This is a genomic window from Pandoraea sp. B-6 (assembly GCF_000282835.1).
Lineage (GTDB): Bacteria > Pseudomonadota > Gammaproteobacteria > Burkholderiales > Burkholderiaceae > Pandoraea > Pandoraea cepalis.
The window spans coordinates 2777-24238 of sequence record NZ_KB290547.1 but is presented as its reverse complement, the minus strand read 5'-3'; the positions used below and the strand labels follow the sequence as shown (position 1 = coordinate 24238).

Annotated in this window: 17 protein-coding genes; 11 read left to right on the top strand and 6 right to left on the bottom strand. The window is 63.8% G+C overall.

The window, feature by feature from the left end; all coding sequences use genetic code 11:
* The first annotated feature begins 233 nt into the window (after positions 1 to 233).
* Positions 234 to 1877 (top strand): phospholipase D family protein, encoded by a 1644-nt coding sequence (locus A985_RS0119170; protein ID WP_017234996.1) that lies wholly within the window; start codon positions 234 to 236, stop codon positions 1875 to 1877.
* Between the two features lie 306 nt (positions 1878 to 2183).
* On the opposite strand, the gene A985_RS0119165 is transcribed toward A985_RS0119170, so the two are convergent.
* On the bottom strand, positions 2184 to 3644 hold the full coding sequence (locus A985_RS0119165; RefSeq protein ID WP_017234995.1) for an amidohydrolase family protein: 1461 nt from the start codon (positions 3642 to 3644) through the stop codon (positions 2184 to 2186).
* 28 nt (positions 3645 to 3672) lie between these two features.
* Positions 3673 to 4773: a porin gene (locus tag A985_RS0119160; protein WP_017234994.1), complete on the bottom strand. Its 1101-nt coding sequence runs from the start codon at positions 4771 to 4773 to the stop codon at positions 3673 to 3675.
* Positions 4774 to 5183: 410 nt separating this feature from the next.
* Here A985_RS0119160 and A985_RS0119155 point away from each other — a divergent pair, with 410 nt between their 5' ends.
* The 9 genes from A985_RS0119155 (at position 5184) to A985_RS0119115 (ending at position 12946) form a co-directional block, all read left to right on the top strand.
* On the top strand, positions 5184 to 6125 hold the full coding sequence (locus tag A985_RS0119155) for a LysR family transcriptional regulator (RefSeq protein ID WP_017234993.1): 942 nt from the start codon (positions 5184 to 5186) through the stop codon (positions 6123 to 6125).
* 216 nt (positions 6126 to 6341) lie between these two features.
* On the top strand, positions 6342 to 7349 hold the full coding sequence (paaA, locus tag A985_RS0119150) for a 1,2-phenylacetyl-CoA epoxidase subunit PaaA (RefSeq protein ID WP_017234992.1): 1008 nt from the start codon (positions 6342 to 6344) through the stop codon (positions 7347 to 7349).
* Positions 7350 to 7401: 52 nt separating this feature from the next.
* Positions 7402 to 7698, top strand: a complete 297-nt coding sequence (gene paaB, locus A985_RS0119145) for a 1,2-phenylacetyl-CoA epoxidase subunit PaaB (protein WP_017234991.1) — start codon at positions 7402 to 7404, stop codon at positions 7696 to 7698.
* Positions 7699 to 7747: 49 nt separating this feature from the next.
* Positions 7748 to 8551 carry a 1,2-phenylacetyl-CoA epoxidase subunit PaaC gene (gene paaC, locus A985_RS0119140; protein ID WP_017234990.1) on the top strand — a complete coding sequence of 268 codons (804 nt, stop codon included), beginning with the start codon at positions 7748 to 7750 and terminating at the stop codon, positions 8549 to 8551.
* A 79-nt stretch (positions 8552 to 8630) separates the two neighbouring features.
* Positions 8631 to 9206 (top strand): 1,2-phenylacetyl-CoA epoxidase subunit PaaD, encoded by a 576-nt coding sequence (paaD, locus tag A985_RS0119135; RefSeq protein WP_026132152.1) that lies wholly within the window; start codon positions 8631 to 8633, stop codon positions 9204 to 9206.
* Between the two features lie 85 nt (positions 9207 to 9291).
* Positions 9292 to 10380, top strand: coding sequence for a 1,2-phenylacetyl-CoA epoxidase subunit PaaE (paaE, locus tag A985_RS0119130; RefSeq protein ID WP_017234988.1), 1089 nt, complete (start codon positions 9292 to 9294; stop codon positions 10378 to 10380).
* 213 nt (positions 10381 to 10593) lie between these two features.
* Positions 10594 to 11382, top strand: a complete 789-nt coding sequence (locus A985_RS0119125) for a DUF1835 domain-containing protein (RefSeq protein WP_017234987.1) — start codon at positions 10594 to 10596, stop codon at positions 11380 to 11382.
* Between the two features lie 9 nt (positions 11383 to 11391).
* Positions 11392 to 12048, top strand: coding sequence for a TetR/AcrR family transcriptional regulator (locus tag A985_RS0119120; protein WP_017234986.1), 657 nt, complete (start codon positions 11392 to 11394; stop codon positions 12046 to 12048).
* A gap of 241 nt (positions 12049 to 12289) precedes the next feature.
* Complete coding sequence (locus A985_RS0119115; RefSeq protein WP_017234985.1) at positions 12290 to 12946, top strand: GNAT family N-acetyltransferase; 657 nt, start codon at positions 12290 to 12292, stop codon at positions 12944 to 12946.
* Positions 12947 to 13032: 86 nt separating this feature from the next.
* On the opposite strand, the gene A985_RS0119110 is transcribed toward A985_RS0119115, so the two are convergent.
* On the bottom strand, positions 13033 to 13521 hold the full coding sequence (locus tag A985_RS0119110; protein WP_017234984.1) for an Lrp/AsnC family transcriptional regulator: 489 nt from the start codon (positions 13519 to 13521) through the stop codon (positions 13033 to 13035).
* Between the two features lie 201 nt (positions 13522 to 13722).
* Positions 13723 to 13962 (bottom strand): hypothetical protein, encoded by a 240-nt coding sequence (locus A985_RS0119105; protein WP_017234983.1) that lies wholly within the window; start codon positions 13960 to 13962, stop codon positions 13723 to 13725.
* Positions 13963 to 14558: 596 nt separating this feature from the next.
* Here A985_RS0119105 and A985_RS0119100 point away from each other — a divergent pair.
* On the top strand, positions 14559 to 18125 hold the full coding sequence (locus tag A985_RS0119100; protein WP_017234982.1) for an indolepyruvate ferredoxin oxidoreductase family protein: 3567 nt from the start codon (positions 14559 to 14561) through the stop codon (positions 18123 to 18125).
* Positions 18126 to 18270: 145 nt separating this feature from the next.
* Here the strand turns inward: A985_RS0119100 and A985_RS0119095 are convergent, their stop codons facing one another.
* Entirely contained in the window at positions 18271 to 20550 is a 2280-nt protein-coding gene (locus A985_RS0119095; RefSeq protein WP_017234981.1) for an NADP-dependent malic enzyme, read from the bottom strand.
* Positions 20551 to 20865: 315 nt separating this feature from the next.
* Positions 20866 to 21462, bottom strand: a 597-nt coding sequence (locus A985_RS29495) for an MFS transporter (protein WP_232424680.1), incomplete at its 5' end; no start/stop codon positions are given.

Genomic DNA, 21462 nt, shown 5'->3' with positions numbered 1-21462 from the left:
TTTGTGAAAATAATTTGAAAAAGGTCGGGGCCGGGCAAAAAAGACAGCGATTCGAGCGGGCCGAGATCCACGGCGCGGGTCACATGGAGGACACCGATCCACGATCGGTCCGGCATCCCACCGGGACGTAACCATCGAAATCGCCTATCCTTGCCGGAACCTTGCCCATAGGGAAAGGCGACGCAGCGACCCGGGTCTCTTCCCTTCCTATACTTATATATAGAGCGTTCGAGATGGTCCATTCGCGCATCCTTCCGTCGCGCTCTCTCGATGTCCTGCGGCGCCTGGCCACGCTTCTCCCGCTCGCACTCATCGTTGCCGCCTGCAGTTCGGTGCGTCCACCTCCCGAGCCGTCTCATTGGACGAGCCATACCTCGGCCGCTACGCCCGGCACGCTCGCCAGCACCCTGGCCACGGCCGTCCGCGCCCATTCGGGCCAGTCCGGCTTCCAACTCCTCGCCACCGGCTCCGACGCATTCACCACCCGCCTCGCACTGGTTCAGGCCGCACAGCACAGTCTGGACGTTCAGTACTACAGCGCCGGCGAGGACGTCACCGGCCGCCTCCTGCTCCAGGCGCTGCTCGACGCCGCCAACCGCGGCGTACGCATACGCATGCTGGTCGACGACATCAACCGTCGCCATACCGACCCGGCGTTTGCGGCGCTCGATCAACATCCCAACATCGAGATCCGCGTCTTCAACCCATTCGGCACCCGCGACACCACGCTTATCGAACGAGCGGGCAATCTGCTCACCCGGTTCGACCAGCTCAACCGCCGCATGCACAACAAGGCGCTGGTCGCCGACAATCAGCTGGCCATCGTGGGCGGCCGCAATCTGGGCGATGAGTATTTCGACGCCAATCCCGAATTGTCCTTCCGCGACTTCGATCTGCTCTGTGCCGGCCCGATCGTCGACGCCGTCTCCCGTAGCTTCGACCACTTCTGGACGAGCCAACAGTCTTATCCGCTCAAGCAGGTTCAGTCGAAGATCGACGAAGCAACGCTCGACGCCACGCGCGACGCGTTGGCACGCCACTGGCGCGACACCGACCGAACGCCCGCGGGACATCTGGCGCTTCACCCGCCCCCGCTCGCCGAGCGTCTGCACAACGGCAAGCTCCCGCTCTTCTGGGCGCCCGCCGAGCTTGCGGCCGACGGTCCCGACAAAATAGACACCCCTGCCGCCGAGACCCAGAGCGCACCCGGACACAAGCTGCGCCAGTTGGCGGCGAATGCCCAGCAAGAGGTTCTGATCATTTCCCCGTACTTCGTCCCGCTGGACGGCGGCGTAAGGTTTCTGTCGACGCTCACGCAGCGCGGCGTCAAGGTACGCGTGCTGACGAACTCTCTCGCGGCGACCGACGTCGTGGCAGTCCACGCCGGCTATGCACGCTATCGCACGGCGTTGCTGCAAGCCGGCGTCGCGCTATACGAGTTCAAGCCGATGCGCACGAATAACGGAGCCCGCTCGCTGCGACGCGTCTCGTTCGGCAGCACGTCGCGTGCCAGCCTGCACGGCAAGGTCTATGTCATCGACCGGCGTGACGTCGTCCTCGGTTCGTTTAATCTGGACCCGCGGTCGGTGCGTCTGAATACGGAATTAGCGATCGTGATCCACAGCCCGGATTTTGCCGAGCACATGGCACGGATTTTCGACCGGGTGACGTCACCCCATGCCAGTTTTCGCGTCGAGTTGGCACCCGCCAACCACGCCACGCCACCGCCGATCACCCCGCCGACGCTTCCGGCGCTGCGCTGGATCGGCGAGGAGAATGGTCAACCGCACACCTTCGACGTTGAACCCTATGCGTCATTCTGGCGCAATGCGGTGGCAGGCGCCGTCACGTTGCTGCCGAGCGACGACCTGCTTTGAAACGGTGCGCCCCCCCACGAAAACCTGAACCGTAGCGCCCCCAATCCGCGCCCCGATCTAACGCTGGCGCGCCGTGAAACGCGCCCTTCGGCGGCAGCGCCGCCCACACCTTCCCCCTCCCCCTCACCCATCCTCCCTCTCCCCTCGCACTTCTCGCTTTTCGCCTCTCACCTCTCACGCATCACCCTTCCCTCTTAGCCCTCAACCTCACCTTCGCCCCCCATCCAAGACGCGCAGTCGGCTCGGCGCACGCCCGTCGTCCGCCTGGACGGAAAACCGGCATGCGCAAGCCGCCTGCCGAGCGCGCTACGCCAATCCCGCCTCGCGTCGCAAACGCACGGCCGAACGGGTGGCGTTACGAACGACCTCGCCAACATCGAACGTAAGGAACCGGCCGCCTTGCCGCAAAATGCGGCCGTCCACGATCACCGTATCGACATTCTCCGGCTGCCCCGAATACACCAGTGAATTGAACGGGTCGAATACGGGGGCGATATCCAGGTCATCCATGCGAACAAGCACGATGTCGGCGCGTTTTCCCGGGGACAATGACCCAGTGCGATCGGCAAGATTGAGCGTGCGCGCACCCTCGATGGTCGCGAGTTCCACCAACCGGCGCGGCGTAAGTTTGACGTTCGTGTCGCTTCTCGACTTGTGTGCCCACAGCAGGGCCCGCATTTCGTTGAAGAAGTTGGCATTGGCCGATGCCGCCGAAGAATCGGTCGAAAGCCCCATTTGCGCGTGAAGCGCTTCCATTTCCGCAAATTGGGTATATCCACTTCTCACCGTGGAGTACTGCAGCTCGATGGCGGGCGCGATACTGATGCGCACGTTCGATGCCGCGAGCGTCTGGCGCTCCGCCGCCGTGAACCCTTGCGGATGCACCAGCAGCAGGTCCGAATTCAGCCATTGATGCCTGGCCATCACGTCGATAATGCCGTGCGTCAGATTCCCGTAGTGCAGCGTGTAAGGAAGCTGCATGGCCTGGGCATGCGCCATCGACGTGCTGAGATCATCGAATACGCTGGCGCGCATCGAACCGTCTTTTTCCGTCACCGGTGCGACGACAACGCCCAATGTCAGCCGCGGACGCTTCGGCAATATCGCCTGCCGGACTCGCTCGACATCCTGCCAGTCCATAGGCTGCGATGACGGCTCGCCGAAGCGCCCGTATGAGAATCGGGCGCGAACGCCAAGATCCTCCAGCGCCTGTAGATCCGCCCGCGCATGCGCTGGCGAGCGCACGTTGTGACAAAAGTCGTGCACGGTGGTGATGCCGGACATCAGGTTCTGCGCCAACCCGAAACGCACCGAGTGGTAGATGTCCTCCGGCGTCATGACGGCACCGGCACGGGCCTTGCTCGGGAAATAGCCGAAGGTCGGATCGTCGCCGCGCAGGGAGCCGCGCAACAGGCTCGTCCACATGTGTTGATGCGTGTCCACGAACCCCGGCATGACGATCGTACGGCTCGCGTCGATGATTCGCACGTTCGGCAGATCAACGCGCGCGGCCACGGCGACGATGGCACCGCCCTTTACGTGCACGTCGCCCACGGGGAATTCGCCGAGTGACGAATCCATTGTCAGCACGTACCCACCGCGCAAGATGAACTCGTCTCGCTCTGGCTGGGCAGGCTGCGAAGGCCGTTCCGCCGCGTGCAACGCCGCCGACACCGGCGCCAGCAGCGCGGGAACCATCATGCTGCCAGCCACGGCGCCGCAGGCTTTGAGAAGATTGCGCCGGTTTCGCTGCATCTCGTTGTTCATATCAGACCTCCTTGGGGGCGACGACGCGTCAAAAGGTGTGTTGGATGCTGACGGTACTGACGAACTGGTGACCGCCGCTCGCAGGGCCGGCCGACGCGTTCACTTGCGCCATCGCACCGTTGCCTGAAGCGATTTGCAGCGCGGCGTCGACGTACAGCGTCGTACGCTTCGACAGCCGGTAGCCGACAAGGGACGTGAGTTGATTGGCGCGGTTGTCGTTCAGCTGGGCGTTGCCGCGCATGTGCGTATACGTCGCGCTCGCGTACCACGCGGCGGTGAAGTCGTATCCAACGCTCACGTCGAAGGCGTTGATCTGCGCCCCGGTCGCCGTGTTTCGGGACAGGGTGGCAAGTGCCGAGATCAACACCTTGCCGAACCCATAGCGGACCCCGAGACCGATATTGCGGATGCCATCGTTGCCGTTGTTCGTTTGCGGCGACTTGACCATCGTGTACGCCGCACCGATGCCAGCATTCGCGTAGTCGTAATTGATGCCGAAACTGCTGGCGGAGGATCGGCCGAAACTTCCGGGCACGCCGCCGAAGCCGTACATCGCGCCGAACGTCAGGCCCGAGAAATCGGCGCTTTTGAATTTGACGGTGTTGGCGATCGCCTCGCCATTCACGCGATCGAAGTCGAACGACCCTTGCGAGGAATACGACACGCCGAACTTCGCGAACGGCCCCTGATGGGCGGCGTAGGATCCCTCGAAGAAGCTCCCCGGGTAGCGGTTCAACGTCAGGCTGTCGAACATGAAGTCGCGTTGATTCCCGACGGTCACCGTGCCGTATCGATTCGCCAGTCCGACATACGATTCGCGGGAAAACAGACTGCCCGGACCGCCGAACACGTTGCCGTTGACAATGCTGAACAGCGAGCCGAGATAAAACACGGCACGGTTGCCGCCGCCGAGGTCTTCATCGCCGCGAAAGATCAGGGCGTTCGGCCGCAGAACGCCAGGGTTTGCCGTCACAGCAACGCCCCCGCCAACGTTGCTCGTGTAGCCCACGCCAGCGCCCAGCAGTCCGCTGATCTCGATATGGCTCTGCGCCTGCGCAGGGTTGGCGAGCGCACCGCCCAGAAGGCCTGCGGTGATGAATGAACGTACCCAAATGCCGTGATGATTCACGTTGTCTCCCTTGATTTGAACTGGATGCGTGGCAAGGACAGGTTTTGCGCAGGCCCTTGCCCGATAGGGCCAGCCCGCTTCGCATCCGCCATCTCCCCGAGTTGTGTTCGGGACGCGTGAATGCGACTATTTTTTATGCTTATATAATTGAAACTTAAAATTATTAGACGGAAAGGCATGGCCTCGACCGCCTGCGCCCGACACCGCATCGGGTGTCTGGCAGGCCAGTGTAGGTTCAGGTCATTGCCGGGAAGGTGAATTGTTGGAATCAGCCATCAACCATTGGTTGACGCACGGCTGACGCAGTCGGGGGCGCCGATGGCGGGCCAATAGCGCGAGACTCATGGGTGCGCAATGTACAGAACGGGCCCGTCGCCTCGTTACCGGTAACGCGTTGATGGAGATCGAAAATGAATGTCAGAACCGGTCAGGCGCCACCGTCGCGCCTCAAGCTCAAGTACCTCCAGGCTGTGGCGGTGCTCGATGAAACGCACAGCTTGACGAAGGCCGCCGATCGCCTGAATCTCACGCGCGCGGCGCTCTCCAAGACACTGGCTGCGCTGGAAGACCTACTGGGGGTGAAGCTCTACGAGCGTACCGCGTCCGGCATGGTGCCGACGACGTTCGGTCGGACGCTGGCCCGCCACGCCCGCATGATTCTTGGCAATCTCCGCTCGGCCGAGGACGAACTCCGAGACCTGATGAACGAGCACCGCGAGAGCCTGGTCGTCGGCGCCCTGTTCATCGCCATGCCTCAACTCCTGCCGCAGGCGATCGCATTGCTGGCCGAGTCCCACCCGCGTTGCGTCATCACCGTGCGCGAGAGTGGTTCCTTCGGGCTGGCCGCGGGGCTCCACGATGGCAGCTTCGATCTGGTCGTGGGACGTCTGGTGCCGGAGTATTTTCGCAGCGCGGTCGAACTGGAACCGCTGTTCCACGAGGATCTGCTCGTCATCTGCCGTCGCGAGCATCCGCTTGCCCAAGTGCCGGCACTTGGCTGGCGCGACGTTGCCGGCTATCCTTGGCTGCTCCCGCCCAAGGAGTCCCCGATCAGCCACGCGCTGCAATCGCAATTTCTCGCGGACGGCGTGCCGGGGCCCGGCATGATCGTCGAGGCGTTTTCCGTCTCCCTCGCGCTCGGGATGCTGCAAACCTGCAACGCGATTACCGTGCTGCCGAGCCGCCTGGCCCATGCCCTGCGCGACAAGGGCGACGTCACGATTCTGCCTTTGCGCCCTCCACCGCTGCCCGCGCCGATGGGCGTGGCATGGCGCCGCGGCGACCCCCTGTCGCCGCTCGCCGCGGCGTTTGTCGAGGCGTTGAAGCGGTGCGCCTCGGCATCCGCACGCTGAGACATCGCTTCTCGCTTTCCGGCGTCACCGCACGCCCCCCCCCCAGTCGCTCACGCGCGCCCGCCCCCCTTCGGCGCGCGGCGAATCCCACCTTCGCTGGCGCTCCATATCTGCAACAAACAATCTCCGCCATCTCATGGAAAACATTTATTGACCGACCGGCCGGTCGGTTTATAATGCGTTCCATATCCCTACATGCCGCGGAGACCTTCCTCTATGTATACGCAAGCCATCGACCTGGCCGGCAACAGCCCCAAGGGTGTGCGCGCCCTGAGCGAGGCGGAGCAGGCACAACAAGCCCGCTTCGACGCCCGCGTCGCCGCCGATCAGAAGATCGAGCCGCAGGACTACATGCCCGCCGAGTACCGCAAGACGCTCGTGCGCCAGATCTCGCAACACGCGCACTCGGAAGTCGTCGGCATGCTGCCGGAAGGCAACTGGATCTCGCGCGCGCCCAGCCTCAAGCGCAAGGCCATCCTGCTCGCCAAGGTGCAGGACGAGGCCGGCCACGGCCTCTATCTGTATTCCGCCGCCGAAACGCTCGGCACGTCGCGCGACCAGATGATCGACGCGCTGCACTCGGGCAAGGCCAAGTACTCCAGCATCTTCAATTACCCGACGCTCACCTGGGCCGATGTCGGCGTGATCGGCTGGCTCGTCGACGGCGCCGCCATCATGAACCAGGTACCGCTGTGCCGCTGCTCGTACGGCCCGTATGCGCGGGCCATGATCCGCGTGTGCAAGGAAGAGTCGTTCCACCAGCGTCAGGGTTTCGACGCCCTGCTCTCAATGATGAGCGGCACGCAAGCCCAACGCGACATGGTTCAGGAAGCCGTGAACCGCTGGTGGTGGCCGGTGCTGATGATGTTCGGCCCGAGCGACAAGGACTCGATCCACAGCACGCAAACCATGCAGTGGGGCATCAAGCGCATTTCGAACGACGATCTGCGTCAGAAATTCGTCGACGCCGCCGTCGAACAGGCCAAGGTGCTCGGCGTGAGCTTTCCCGATCCGGATCTGAAGTGGAACGAGGCCCGCAAGGCACACGACTACGGCGAGATCGACTGGAGCGAATTCTGGCGCGTGGTCGGCGGCGACGGCCCGTGCAACAAGGAACGTGTCGGCACGCGCGTGGCCGCCCACGAAAAAGGCGCCTGGGTGCGCGACGCCGCCCTGGCGCACGCCGCCAAACAACGCCAGCGTGCCGAGAAGCAAGCCGCCTGAGCCCGCACGCGCCCAGTCACCGGCAGCCCCTTACAAGACATCAGGAACGATCATGACGCAAGCAAGCAGCAAGGAATGGCCCCTCTGGGAAGTGTTCGTGCGCAGCAAGATGGGCCTCGAACACAAACACTGCGGTAGCCTGCACGCCGCGGACGCCGAGATGGCGTTGCATATGGCGCGCGACGTCTACACGCGCCGCCAGGAAGGGGTGAGCCTTTGGGTCGTGCCGTCCGCCGCCATCACGGCGTCGGCCCCCGAAGACAAGGCCGAGCTGTTCGATCCGGCCGCCGACAAGATCTACCGCCATCCGACCTTCTACCAGTTGCCGGAAGAAGTGAACCACATGTAAGCGGCAGCGCGCCGCGTTGATCGGCGCGCCCCATGCGAGACCCCAGAACATGAAACCGACGCAGGAACATTTGTCCTATCTGCTGCGCCTCGCCGACAACGCGCTGATCCTCGGTCAGCGCAATGCGGAATGGTGCGGTCACGGCCCCGTGCTGGAAGAAGACATTGCGCTCACCAACCTGAGCCTCGATCTCATCGGTCAGGCACGCATGCTGTATCAGCATGCCGCCAAGATCGACACCGCGCTGACCGGCATCGCGAAACAGGAAGACGATTACGCCTTCTGGCGCGACGAATTCGCGTTCCGCAACTGGACGCTGGTCGAACTGCCCCACTACGGTCCGACCGCCGGCACGACGGCCGCCGAGCGCGACTACGCCGTGACCATCGTGCGCAACTTCCTCTACTCGGCCCTGATGGTCGAAGTGTGGCAAGCCCTCACGCAGTCGATGGATCCGGACCTCGCCGCCATCGCCGCCAAGTCGGTCAAGGAAGCGCATTACCACCTGCACCACGCGCGCGACTGGCTGGTGCGCTTCGGCGACGGCACCGAGGAATCGCACCGCCGCGCGCAAGCCGCGCTCGACTATCTGATGCCGTACATGAACGAGATCTTCAAGCCGGACGTGCTGGAGGACGCCGTGGCCGCCGCCGGCACCGGCGTCGCGATGGCCAGCCTGAAGGACACTTGGCAAGCCACGGTGAGCGACGCGCTGCAAGAAGCCACGCTCGACGCACCGGTCGGCGGCGCGTTCGAGAGCACGGGCAAGTTCGGTCATCACTCCGAGCACATGAGCTATCTGCTCGGCGAGATGCAGGGGCTGGCTCGCCAGCATCCCGGCGCGACCTGGTAAGCCACCGCGCGCCGCGCACGTCATGCCTACGATGAATTCGCTCGCCACTCCCTTCGTCGCTCACTTCGCCGATACGACCATGAATCTGCCGCTCACTCCCCCCGTTGCGCCCGACGTGCTCACGCCGGCCTCGGAGGCGTCGCTGCCGCTCGCATGGCAGACGCTCGAAGCGGTGCCCGATCCGGAGATTCCGGTTGTGTCGATTCGTGAACTCGGCATCCTGCGCGACGTGCGCGTCGTCACAAACGCCAGCGGTAGTGCGGCGTTTGAGATCGTGATTACGCCGACGTACTCGGGTTGCCCGGCGATGCAACAGATCGCCGAGGACATCGACGCCGCCATGACGCGCGCGGGCCTCGGTCCGTGGCACGTCACGACGGTGCTCGCCCCCGCCTGGACGACCGACTGGATCAGCCCCGAGGCGCGCGAAAAGCTGCGCGGCTATGGCATTGCGCCGCCCACGGGCACGCACGCCGTGGCCGCCGACGCGCCCCGCAAGATCACGTTCTACGGCCGCCCGAAAGACGGCGTGACGTGCCCGCATTGCGGCTCGTCCGACACCGAAGTGGTATCCGCGTTCGGTTCGACGGCCTGCAAAGCGCATTACCGTTGCCGTACGTGCCGCGAGCCGTTCGACTATTTCAAGCCCTATTGATTGACCCGATTGATCCGGCTTCGCGCGTAGCGATGCCGACACTTTGCCCGGCGGCAATCGCACCCGAGCATCAAGGAAGCCCACGATGACGACCCCGCAATTCCATTCGCTGACCATCCGCGAAATCCGGCCCGAGACCGCCGACGCCATCTCCATCGCCTTCACGGTGCCGGACGCATTGCGCGACGCCTATCGCTTCACGCAAGGGCAGTTCCTCACGCTCAAGACCGAGATCGACGGCGAAGAAGCGCGTCGCTCCTACTCGATCTGCGTCGGCGTGCCCGACTACGATGCCACGGGCGAACTGCGCGTGGGCATCAAGCGCGTGCCGGGCGGCAAGTTCTCGAACTTCGCGAACGATCAGTTGAAGCCGGGGCAACAGATCGACGTGATGACGCCGGATGGCCGTTTCTTCACGCGTCTGTCGGCCGACCACACAAAGCACTATGTCGGCTTCGCCGGCGGTTCGGGCATCACGCCGATGCTCGCGCTCATCAAGACGACGCTGGCCGCCGAGCCGCACAGCCAGTTCACTCTGGTCTACGGTAACCGCGCGGTGCCCGCCATCATGTTCGCCGAAGCGCTCGAAGACCTGAAGAACACCTATCTGGGCCGCTTGCGTCTGTATCACGTACTCTCGGACGAAGCGCAGGAGGTGGAACTGTTCAACGGCCTGCTCGACCAGGACAAGTGCACCGCTTTCCTTGAGACGCTCATCCCGGCATCGAGTATCGACGAAGCGTTCATCTGTGGCCCGGGCCCGATGATGGACGCCGCCGAAGCCGCGCTCCATGCCGCCGGTGTGGCCAAAGAGAAGATTCATGTCGAACGGTTCGGCGTACCGACGCCGCAGGTCGCTGCGAAGCCGGTCGTCATCACCGACGATACGCCGATGGCGGAGCTGGTCGTCGTCATGGACGGCAAGGAGCGCCGCCTGCGTCAGCCGTATGAGGGCCAGAGCATTCTGGATACCGGTCTTGCCGCCGGTCTGTCGCTGCCGTACGCGTGCAAGGGCGGCGTGTGCTGCACGTGCCGCGCCAAGGTGCTCGAGGGCGAAGTGGCGATGGACAAGAACTACACGCTGGAAGACTACGAAGTCGAGCAAGGTTTCGTGTTGACGTGCCAGGCACGGCCCCTCACGGAACGCGTTGTGGTGAGCTACGACGAGCGCTGAACCCGCGCTGAATCTACGTTGAATCTGCGTTGACCATTCGACTCGCCGGAGCCGCGACAGCGGGGCCGGCGGATCGAACGCCTGTTTGCCAAGTCGTGCGAACACTACGTCAACACGGCGGGAACAGGCGTGAAATCCCGCCAATGTCCCGATTATTTCGGGCATTACGGGAGCGTCAACCCGAGGTTGCGGGAATACCGTAAACTAGCGGGCATGAATACCATCCATGTCGTCTGTGGCGATATCGCCGCGCAGCAGTTGCGCGCGGCGATGGCGCAAGCGCTTCGCGCCGATCCCGTGCTTGTTCTGCGTGACGATCTGGCCATTGGTCCGCTGCGCGAGATCGACGAGAACGAGCGGCAGCGGGCGGCATTCTGGCAACGCGTGCTGCCGTCTGCCGGGCGCGACTACGCGGGGGAATTGCGCGAGGAACTGGCGTCGCTGCAACGCTTGGTCGAGGGCGACAGTGCGGTGGTCTGCTGGCATGGGGACAGTGCGTCGGACCAGCTCACGCTGCGACGCGTGGCCTTCATGTTGCGCAATACGCCCGCACGCCTGAACGAGATCGTGTTGCGTGGCAGCGATCTGGCGACGCCCGGGTCCCCGCAGGACGCCACGCGACGGACGAGCGTCGGCATGTACGCGCCAGAGGTGCTGGCCGAGCGATTTGCACGTATCGCCCCGATTTCGCTGCTGCGCATTGGCCGTCTGTCGTTGGAATGGCGCGCGCTCAAGCAGGCGAACACGCAGGTCCGCCGCTGGGTGAACAACACGTTCGAAGGCGCGACGTTCGCCGAAATCGATGACCAGATTCTCGGCCTGGCGCCCGTCGCGTGGACGCCCATGGCCGCCTTTCTCGGCGAGGCAATGCCGCGCTTCGAAGGTTTTTTTGCGACCGACAGTTTTCTGCTGTGGCGCTGCCGCGAACTCGGCGCGGCAGGCCGGCTCGCGTTGCGCGGCGACACCACGGCGCCCGCCGCGTGCGATCTACGACTGGAGTGACCCCCGTTTATGGCACGTACCAAAGCGCCCGATCACGAATCGCAGCGCGAACAGATTCTCGATGTCGCCGCCGAAGCATTCGCACACGCGAGTTATCCGAGCGCCTCGATGTCCGAACTGGCCGCCGCGTGCGGCACGTCGAAGGCCCGGCTGTATCACTATTACGCGAGCAAGGACGCCATCCTGTTCGATCTGCTCGAGCGCTACACCAAGCGCTTGATGCTGATCGTCACCGAGGTCGAGGCGCTCGGCCAACGCCGCGGGCTGTCCGAGCGCGATACGTTCCATGAACTGATCCGCGCCTTTCTCGATGAGTACGAGACGTCGCAGACGCGTCATATTGCACTGCTCAACGACGTGAAGTTTCTCAACGACGAGCAACGGGAGATCGTGCTCAATCGTCAGCGTGACGTGGTCGCGGCGTTTGCCCGTCAACTCTCGCGAGCGTTCCCTGACCGGGTGACCAAGCACAACCAGACGGCACTCACGATGATGCTGTTCGGCATGATCAACTGGACCTTCACATGGCTCAAGCCCGGCGGTCGCATGCGATATCGCGATTTCGCCAACGAGGTGATCGCCGTGCTCGAGCACGGCCTCGTCACCCCGCTGCCGGGCGGGATCGAAGCCGCCATCCCCGCAGCAGCGGCGCCATCGCGCGCTTAGCCAGTAGTCACTCACTTTCAAAAAAAGGGCGATGCATCGCCCTTTTTTGTTGCCTCGCAGCAACTTATCGTCGAACGTCATTGGGGGTGACATCGAGAAACGGCGCGGCTCTTCAGCAACTTAGACACTTTCCTCCAGACACTCCCGCCACAAACTAGGGTTTTCACCTAGCCAATCAGGTATAATTCTTTTGCGTCGCACAATCCAGTGCACGCACTAAAGAATACCCAAGGATTGCGCCATGACTGCCCCGAACCCCACGCCCGACGTCGCACGCGCGACGGTTGCCGCCAACGAGCGGTCGAGCGTGCTGATTCGTGAGCTGACCTCCGGCGACATCCATCGACTCCAGCGCCACTTCCTGGCCCTCGGCGAAGAAGACCGTCTGCTGCGTTTCGGCCAGATCGTCACCGATGACGTGATCACTCGTTACGTCGCCAGCCTCGACTTCTCGCGCGACAGCGTTTTTGGCGTGTACGACGACAATCTGGCTCTCGTGGCGGTCGCTCATGTTGCGCATCTGCCGGAAGGCCAGAACGGGCGTGTCGCCGAATTCGGGGTCTCGGTGCTCGAATCGGCCCGTGGCCGCGGGATTGGCTCGCGTCTGTTCGAACGCGCCACGATCCACTGCCGCAACCAGCGCGTCGACACGCTTTACATGCACTGCCTGTCGCGCAATGCCCGCATGATGCGCATCGCGAAGAAGGCCGGCATGGAAATCAACTACGCTTACGGCGAGGCCGACGGCTATCTGAGCCTGCCCCCCGCCGACACGCAGTCGATGCTCTCGGAAATGATGCAGGAGCAGGTCGCCGCCTTCGATTATGCGGTCAAGCGTCAGCTTCGCACCGCCCGCCGCCTGTTCGGCGCACTCCTGCCGAACCAGCGCGCCGCCTGAGCCGCGCACCCACGCCCCCCGAAAAAACGAAACCCGGTCAGTTGGCCGGGTTTTTTGTTCGCGTCAGAATAGCGACCACCGCCGATTTACGGAAGCGGCAGCGCTGTCGTCTCCTTGAGCTGATCGAGGACGAAGCTCGTTTTGACGTCGACCACGCTCGGATGCACGAGCAACTGCGCCTGCATGAAGCGCGAGAAGTGCGCCATGTCGCGCACGTGCACGCGCAGCAGGTAGTCCATGTCGCCAGCCATCGCATAGCAGCCGACGACCTCCGTCCAGGTATCGACCACGGCGCGGAAGTGTTCGATGACCGAGCCACCCTGCCCATCGCCAGGATGGCGCTTGTCTAGCCGTACATTGACGTAGGCCAGCAGGCCGAGGCCGATGCGCGTGGGCTCCAGCAAGGCGACATAGCCGCGAATGACGCCCGCTTCCTCCAGGCGACGAATGCGTCGCAGGCATGGGCTCGGCGAGAGTCTCACCTGCTCTGCGATTTCGAGATTGGACAGCCGGCCATTGCTTTGAAGCAAGGCGAGAATGCGGCGATCGATTTTGTCCAGTTCGAGTTTTGGCACATTATTTCCCGTTATTGCTAATAGTTCGCAATATTATTGCGTATTATTTCAATCTCAAGGAATCCATCTCCCCCGATTCGATGATTACGGGAGATTACAGCAAAGGCGCTCGGGACAAAAAAAGCGCCACCGGGTGAGGTGGCGCCTTGGGGTATCGGGGCGCATCGCGGGTGGGCGACGCCTTTGGGACATCGGGTCGCCTCAGCGACGCTGGAATTCTCGCGGATCGATCGTGCGCTGGTCGAGCGGGCCTTCGTAACGCTGCGGCGATTGCGTGGAACGCGGCTGCGTGATCGGGGCCACCGGGGAAACCGGGGAAACGATCGGAATGGGTTCGGCCGTCGTGTCGCGCGCCATTTCGTCGGCGCGAGCGACGCTCACTTCCAGGGTCAGAAACGAAGCGGAAACCAACAGGAATTTGGCGATGTTTCGTTGATTCACAGTGACTCCTTCTTACGTATTGCGGCATTGCAACGCGCACTGACTGTGCGCAAAGTACGTACCCAACGTGTCGGGTAAAGCGTTAGTAACCATTCTGCCCGCGCCGTTCCCTCCCGCCGCCAACCGTTACACGTTGTTACCCGCGCGTCAGAAGATGCTGACAAGCGTACGGTTGCCGACATCATCGCGACACAATCGCGCCATTTCGAAGCGAAATCCGAAAGCCGCCCGTCGTCGCGATGCCGCATCGGTGGACACGACGAGGCACGGCACACCCAACCCATCGACGAGGGTATACGAGAGCTATCTGACGTTTACGTAAACGTCACAATGATCGCTATACTTCGCTGGATCGGTCACCGATGAGACGCCACCGTCCCCGTCAGGCAATGCCATGACACCGGTGCTACCATGAGTTCGACCGGTGAGCGCAATACAAAAAAGGCCCCCGCTCGCCTGATGGCATCACGCAAGTGAGTCCCCGGGCACGCAACCATCAGAGGCCGGCATTCACCGCTGCCGTCCTGCTTCACGAGAGCGGGAGGGGCAGGAAGTTTTGGCGATCCCAAAATCAGTGAGAGTGAGGAGCACACCCCATGAACGCCCCCGTCAATCCGAGCTTGCTGGCCGCACTGGAATCGGTCACGCTCGACGACAAATACACGCTCGAGCGCGGTCGCGCCTACATGAGCGGCATTCAGGCCCTGGTCCGGCTTCCGATGTTGCAGCAGGCGCGCGACGCTGCGGCCGGACTCAACACCGCAGGCTTCATATCGGGCTATCGCGGCTCGCCGCTGGGCGGGCTGGATCTGTCGCTATGGAAAGCGAAGCAGCACCTCGCCAGCCATCATGTCGTTTTTCAGCCCGGCTTGAATGAAGACCTCGCGGCGACCGCCGTGTGGGGGTCGCAGCAGGTCAACCTGTACCCCGCCAAGTACGACGGCGTATTCTCCATGTGGTACGGCAAGGGCCCCGGCGTCGACCGCTCGATGGACGTGCTCAAGCACGGTAACTCGGCCGGCTCGTCGAAGCACGGCGGCGTGCTGGTGCTCGCGGGCGACGACCACGCAGCCAAGTCCTCCACCCTCGCGCACCAGTCCGAGCACGTTTTCAAGGCCGCCGGCATTCCCGTGCTGTATCCGTCGAACGTGCAGGAGTATCTCGATTACGGCCTGCATGGCTGGGCCATGAGCCGTTACTCGGGCCTGTGGGTCGCGATGAAATGCGTGACGGATGTGGTCGAGTCGTCGGCCTCGGTGATGATCGATCCGCACAACGTCGACATTCACCTGCCGGACGACTTCATCATGCCGCCCGACGGCCTGAACATTCGCTGGCCCGACCCGCCGCTGGTGCAGGAAGCGCGTTTGCTCGACTACAAGTGGTACGCGGGCCTTGCGTACGTGCGCGCCAACAAGCTCGACCGCGTAATGATCGATTCGCCCCATGCGCGCTTCGGCATCATGACCGGCGGCAAGGCGTATCTCGACGTCTGTCAGGCGCTCGCCGATCTGGGGCTGGACGAAGCCACGTGTCAGCGCATCGGCATTCGTCTGTACAAGGTGGGCTGTGTGTGGCCGCTTGAAGCGCAGGGTGCGCGCGCGTTCGCACAAGGGCTCCAGGAAATTCTCGTGGTCGAGGAAAAGCGCCAGATCCTCGAATACGCGATCAAGGAAGAGCTGTACAACTGGCGCGACGACGTGCGCCCGCGCGTGTATGGCAAGTTCGACGAAAAGGATGGCGCCGGCGGCGAATGGTCGGTGCCGATGGCCAATTGGCTGCTGCCCGCCCACTACGAACTCTCCCCCGCGCTGATCGCCAAGGCGATTGCCACGCGTCTGGAAAAGTTCGAGTTGCCGAGCGACGTGCGCGAGCGCATCGCGACCCGCCTGCGCGTGATCGACGCGAAGGAGCAAGCTCTCGCCAAGCCGCGCGTGGCCGTCGAGCGCAAGCCGTGGTTCTGCTCGGGTTGTCCGCACAACACGTCGACCAACGTGCCCGAAGGCTCGCGCGCCATCGCCGGCATCGGCTGTCACTACATGACCGTGTGGATGGATCGGCGCACCGACACGTTCTCGCAGATGGGCGGTGAAGGCGTGCCCTGGATCGGTCAGGCACCGTTCTCGTGCGACGAGCACATCTTCGCCAACCTGGGCGACGGTACGTACTTCCACTCGGGCCTGCTCGCGATTCGCGCGGCGATCTCGTCGAAGGTCAACATCACCTACAAGATCCTGTACAACGACGCGGTCGCCATGACCGGTGGCCAGCCGGTCGACGGCACGCTGACGGTGCCGCAGATCGTGGCGCAGGTGGATGCCGAAGGCGCGACGAAGATCGTCATCGTGACGGACGAGCCCGAGAAGTACGACGGCGTGAAGCTCGTCGGCGATGTGCCGGTTTACCACCGCAACGACCTCGACCGCGTGCAGCGCGAACTGCGACTGGTCAAGGGCACGTCGATCCTGATCTACGACCAGACGTGCGCCACCGAGAAGCGCCGCCGTCGCAAACGCGGTGCATTCCCCGATCCGGCAAAGCGCGTGGTGATCAACGAAGCGGTCTGCGAAGGTTGCGGCGACTGCTCGGTGAAGTCGAACTGCCTCTCGGTCGAGCCGCTGGAGACGGAATTCGGCACGAAACGTCAGATCAATCAGTCGACGTGCAACAAGGACTACTCGTGCCTGAACGGCTTCTGCCCGAGCTTCGTGACGGTCGAAGGCGGTCAGTTGCGCAAGCCCAAGACGGCGCAGGTCGACAGCAGCGAGCTGCCGCCGCTGCCGGAACCGGCGCTGCCCGCCATCGCGCGTCCGTACGGCATTCTCGTGACGGGGGTGGGCGGCACGGGCGTGGTGACCATTGGCGCGTTGCTCGGCATGGCCGCGCACCTCGAGAACAAGGGCGTCACCACGCTCGACGTGACCGGCCTCGCCCAGAAGGGCGGCGCGGTGACGAGCCACGTGCAGATCGCCCTGCAGCCGGAAGACATTCATGCCACGCGCATCGCCATGGGCGACGCCCGCGTCGTCATCGGCTGCGACGCCATCACGACGGCGAGCGACGACACGCTCTCACGCGTGCAGCACGGCGTGACAAACATCGTGGTCAACAGCGCCCATACGCCGACGGCCGACTTCATCCGCAATCCGAACTGGCGCTTCCCCGGCACGAGCACGGAGCACGACATCCGCGCGGCCGCCGGTGAAAACGTTGACTTCGTCGACGCCAATCACCTCTCGCTGCGACTGCTCGGCGACACCATCTACACGAACCCATTCGTGTTGGGCTACGCATGGCAGAAGGGCTGGGTACCGCTCTCGTACGCTGCGCTCACGCGCGCCATCGAGCTCAACGGGGTGGCCGTCGAGAAGAACAAACAGGCGTTCGAATGGGGACGTCGTGCCGCGCACGATCTGGCGAGCGTACGCAAGCTTGCGCAGCAGAACGAGGCACCGGCGCCGGCGGCCGCCGGTGGCAAGCTGATCACCCTGCACACGCCGCATGCGCTCGACCGGTTGATCGAGCGTCGCTACGACCAACTCGTGGCGTATCAGGATCGTGCCTACGCAGAGCGCTTCAAGCAAACGGTGGATCGCGTGCGCGCTGCCGAAGCCGGACTCACGCCGGAGGGCATGCCGATGCCGCTCACCGAAGCGGTCGCGCGGGGGCTCTACAAGCTCATGGCCTACAAGGACGAGTACGAAGTGGCCCGCCTGTACACCGACCCGGCCTTCATGAAGAAGCTCAACGAGCAGTTCGAAGGCGACTTCACGTTGCGCTTCCATCTGGCGCCGCCGTCGCTGGCCAAGCACGACGACAAGGGTCATCTCATCAAGCAGACCTATGGCGCGTGGATGATGAAGGCGTTCGGCGTGCTCGCCAGGTTCAAAGGGCTGCGTGGCGGAGCGTTCGATCTCTTCGGCCGGACGCCAGAGCGTCGCACGGAGCGGGCGCTGATCGGCGAGTATGAAACGCTGGTCAACGAGTTGTTGTCGCGCCTCGGCGAGCACAATCTGTCGCTGGCCGTGCAATTGGCGGAACTGCCGCAGGAGATTCGCGGCTTCGGGCACGTCAAGGAGCAGAACCTCGCCGCCACCCGCATCAAGTGGACGAAGTTGCTCACGCAGTTCCGCGACGGCGGTTCGCATCGCGCTGCCGCTTGACCACCTGAGCGCCTGACCCGCTATCCGTCAGTCCCAAAAAAATCCCGCCAGCGCGTAAGCGTCTGGCGGGATTCTTTTATGCGCTAGCGCACCCTCGGCGGACGTGCGCGCCGCAGGCGCTGCGGCGACACCTCCGTCCCGAGGCTCAACGAATGACGTTGGCCGCGGCAACGGCCGTCATGTTGATGATGCGGCGCACGGTCGCGGCCGGCGTCAGGATGTGAACCGGCTTGGCGCAGCCGAGCAGGAACGGGCCCACCGTCACGCCTTCGCCGCCCGTCATCTTGAGCAGGTTGTACGTGATGTTCGCCGCTTCCACGTTCGGCATGACGAGCAGGTTCGCTTCGCCCGACAGACGCGACGCCGGATACGCGGCACGACGCACCGACTCCGACAACGCGGCGTCGCCGTGCATTTCGCCGTCGACTTCCAGCGACGGCGCACGCTTGGCGAGCAGTTCGCAGGCGCGGGCCATGCGTTGTGCCGAAGCCGACTTCACGCTACCGAAGTTCGAGTTCGAGAGCAGCGCCACCTTCGGGGCGATGCCGAAGCGCTCGATTTCCTTCGCGGCGAGCACGGTCATCTCGGCGAGCTGCTCCGAGGTTGGCGTCTCATTGACGTAGGTGTCGCTGATGAACAGGTTGCGCTTCTCGAGCATCAACAGGTTCATCGCCGCGTAGTTCTCGACACCGGCGGCACGGCCCAGCACCTGATCGACCACATCCAGATGGCGGTGGTACGTATCGATCATGCCGCAGATCATGCCGTCGGCTTCGCCCAGATGCACGAGGATCGCGCCAATCAGCGTGTTGTCCTTGCGCATGGCGGCCTTGGCGACTTCCGGCGTCACACCGTGACGCGCACCCAGGTCGTGATACGCCTGCCAGCAACGCTGATAACGCGCGTCGTCTTCCGGATTCACGATCTCGAAGTCAACGCCCGGTTTGAGCTTCGAGCCGATCTTCTGCAGGCGCATTTCCACCACGGCCGGACGGCCGATGATGATCGGTTTGGCGATGCGCTCGGCCAGCACGAATTGGGCAGCGCGCAGCACGCGCTCGTCTTCCCCTTCGGCGAACACGATACGCGCGGCGTCGTTACCGAAGCGGGCACGGGCTGCAGCGAACACCGGGCGCATGATGAAACCGGTGCGATACACGGTCGTGCCGAGTTGCTCGCGGTAGGCGTCCATGTCGGCGATCGGACGCGTGGCCACGCCCGAGTCCATCGCGGCTTGCGCCACGGCCGGTGCGATCTTGATGATCAGACGCGGATCGAACGGCTTCGGAATGATGTATTCCGGCCCGAATTCGAGCGACTGGCCTTCATAGGCGCGCGCGACTTCTTCGCTTTGCTCTTCTTCCTGCGCCAGCTCGGCGATGGCGCGCACGGTGGCGAGCTTCATCTCTTCCGTGATGGTGGTCGCACCAACGTCGAGCGCACCGCGGAAGATGAACGGGAAGCACAGCACGTTGTTGACCTGGTTCGGGTAGTCCGAACGGCCGGTCGCGATGATGCAGTCCGGACGCGCAGCCTTCGCGATTTCCGGGCGGATTTCCGGCTCGGGGTTGGCGAGCGCGAGAATCAGCGGCTTCGTGCCCATGGTCTTGACCATGTCGCCGGTCAGCACGCCGGCGGTCGAGCAGCCGAGGAAGACGTCGGCCCCGTTGCTCGCGTCGGCCAGCGTACGGGCATCGGTCGCCGCGGCGTAGCGCGCCTTGCTCTCGTCGAGCTTGTCGCGGCCGGTGTGGATCACGCCCTTCGAATCGAGAACGAGAATGTTCTCCTTCTTCAGGCCGAGATTCACAAGCAGGTCCAGACAGGCGATAGCGGCAGCGCCCGCGCCCGAGCACACCAGCTTGACGCGGCCGATGTCCTTGCCCACGACCTTCAGGCCGTTGAGGATCGCGGCCGAGGCAATGATGGCGGTGCCGTGCTGATCGTCGTGGAAGACGGGAATCTTCATGCGCTCGCGCAGCTTCTTCTCGATGTAGAAGCACTCGGGCGCCTTGATGTCTTCGAGGTTGATGCCGCCGAGCGTCGGCTCGAGCATGGCGATCGCTTCAACGAGCTTGTCCGGGTCATGCTCGGCGAGTTCGATGTCGAACACGTCGATACCGGCGAACTTCTTGAACAGACAGCCCTTGCCTTCCATCACCGGTTTGGCGGCAAGCGGACCGATGTTGCCCAGGCCGAGCACGGCTGTGCCATTGGTGATCACACCGACGAGATTGCTGCGCGACGTGTAGCGATTGGCAGCGAGCGGATCTTCGGCAATCGCCTCGCAGGCGTAGGCCACGCCGGGAGAGTAAGCCAGCGACAGATCGATCTGGTTCGACAGCGGCTTGGTCGGCGTCACCGAGATTTTGCCCGGACGCGGATTCTCGTGGTACGCCAGGGCGCTTTGTTTCAGTTGTTCATCCATATCTCGATACCTAAGGACAGGGCGACGGCCGGGGTCCGTGCCGCATGCGGGCAGCGCGTGGACTCAGCCGTCTTTTGACGGATCACGGCGGGGGAAGAGCCAACCGGAGGGATTCGGCGATTGTGTCGTCGACGGGGTTCTTCACCGCGCGGCAGCGTGATGGCCGCCGCGCGTCCCCCGATCCTGCATGCCGCGCTCGCGCGCGTCGGACCGTGGGGGCTTGCGGTGCGCCGGATGCACCGCAGGACGCAAAGTGTACACCTTGCGCCGAAAGCTCGACGCCGCCTGCGCGGCCGGCGTAGCGGGCAACAGAGGTTAGGACAGCGCTTCGCCGCGACGCTCCGGAATCAGGAAAAGCGTAGCGAGAATATCGAGCACATAAATGCTCGCGAGGAAGACGAGCGCCAGCTTGAACGAGTAGGCCGCCGCCAGCGCACCGACGGTGAGCGGCCCGAAACCGCCGACGGCACGGCCGATGTTGAACAGCACGTTCTGCGCCGTGGCACGCGCCGCGGTAGGGTACAGCTCCGAGATCAGCGCGCCGTAGCCGCCGATCATGCCGTTCACGAACATGCCCATCGCCGCGCCGCCGATCAGCAGCGAGAACGGCGTGTGCAATTGCGCGTAGACGAACACCATCACGACCGCGCCGATCTGGTAGCCGATGAACGTCGGCCGACGTCCGAAGCGGTCTGCAAGCCGGCCGAACAGCCAGATGCCGAATGCCATGCCCAGCACCGTCACCGCCGTCCACATGGCCGACTTGGTGAGCGAGTAACCGAACGTCTTCGACAGATACGAGGGCATCCAGATCATCAGGCCGTAGTAGCCGAAATTCTGTACCGAGCACAGAATCGCCACGCCGAGGCTCGCGCGCGTGGTCGCGCCGTCTTTGACCAGCAGCTTGAGCGG

What these genes read in the sequence shown, in the direction of transcription:
- A985_RS0119170 (WP_017234996.1), top strand. Translation starts at nt 234, where the DNA reads ATGGTCCATTCGCGCATCCTTCCGTCGCGCTCTCTCGATGTCCTGCGG.
- A985_RS0119165 (WP_017234995.1), bottom strand. Translation starts at nt 3,644, where the DNA reads ATGAACAACGAGATGCAGCGAAACCGGCGCAATCTTCTCAAAGCCTGC.
- A985_RS0119155 (WP_017234993.1), top strand. Translation starts at nt 5,184, where the DNA reads ATGAATGTCAGAACCGGTCAGGCGCCACCGTCGCGCCTCAAGCTCAAG.
- paaA (WP_017234992.1), top strand. Translation starts at nt 6,342, where the DNA reads ATGTATACGCAAGCCATCGACCTGGCCGGCAACAGCCCCAAGGGTGTG.
- paaB (WP_017234991.1), top strand. Translation starts at nt 7,402, where the DNA reads ATGACGCAAGCAAGCAGCAAGGAATGGCCCCTCTGGGAAGTGTTCGTG.
- paaC (WP_017234990.1), top strand. Translation starts at nt 7,748, where the DNA reads ATGAAACCGACGCAGGAACATTTGTCCTATCTGCTGCGCCTCGCCGAC.
- paaD (WP_026132152.1), top strand. Translation starts at nt 8,631, where the DNA reads ATGAATCTGCCGCTCACTCCCCCCGTTGCGCCCGACGTGCTCACGCCG.
- paaE (WP_017234988.1), top strand. Translation starts at nt 9,292, where the DNA reads ATGACGACCCCGCAATTCCATTCGCTGACCATCCGCGAAATCCGGCCC.
- A985_RS0119125 (WP_017234987.1), top strand. Translation starts at nt 10,594, where the DNA reads ATGAATACCATCCATGTCGTCTGTGGCGATATCGCCGCGCAGCAGTTG.
- A985_RS0119120 (WP_017234986.1), top strand. Translation starts at nt 11,392, where the DNA reads ATGGCACGTACCAAAGCGCCCGATCACGAATCGCAGCGCGAACAGATT.
- A985_RS0119115 (WP_017234985.1), top strand. Translation starts at nt 12,290, where the DNA reads ATGACTGCCCCGAACCCCACGCCCGACGTCGCACGCGCGACGGTTGCC.
- A985_RS0119100 (WP_017234982.1), top strand. Translation starts at nt 14,559, where the DNA reads ATGAACGCCCCCGTCAATCCGAGCTTGCTGGCCGCACTGGAATCGGTC.
- A985_RS0119095 (WP_017234981.1), bottom strand. Translation starts at nt 20,550, where the DNA reads ATGGATGAACAACTGAAACAAAGCGCCCTGGCGTACCACGAGAATCCG.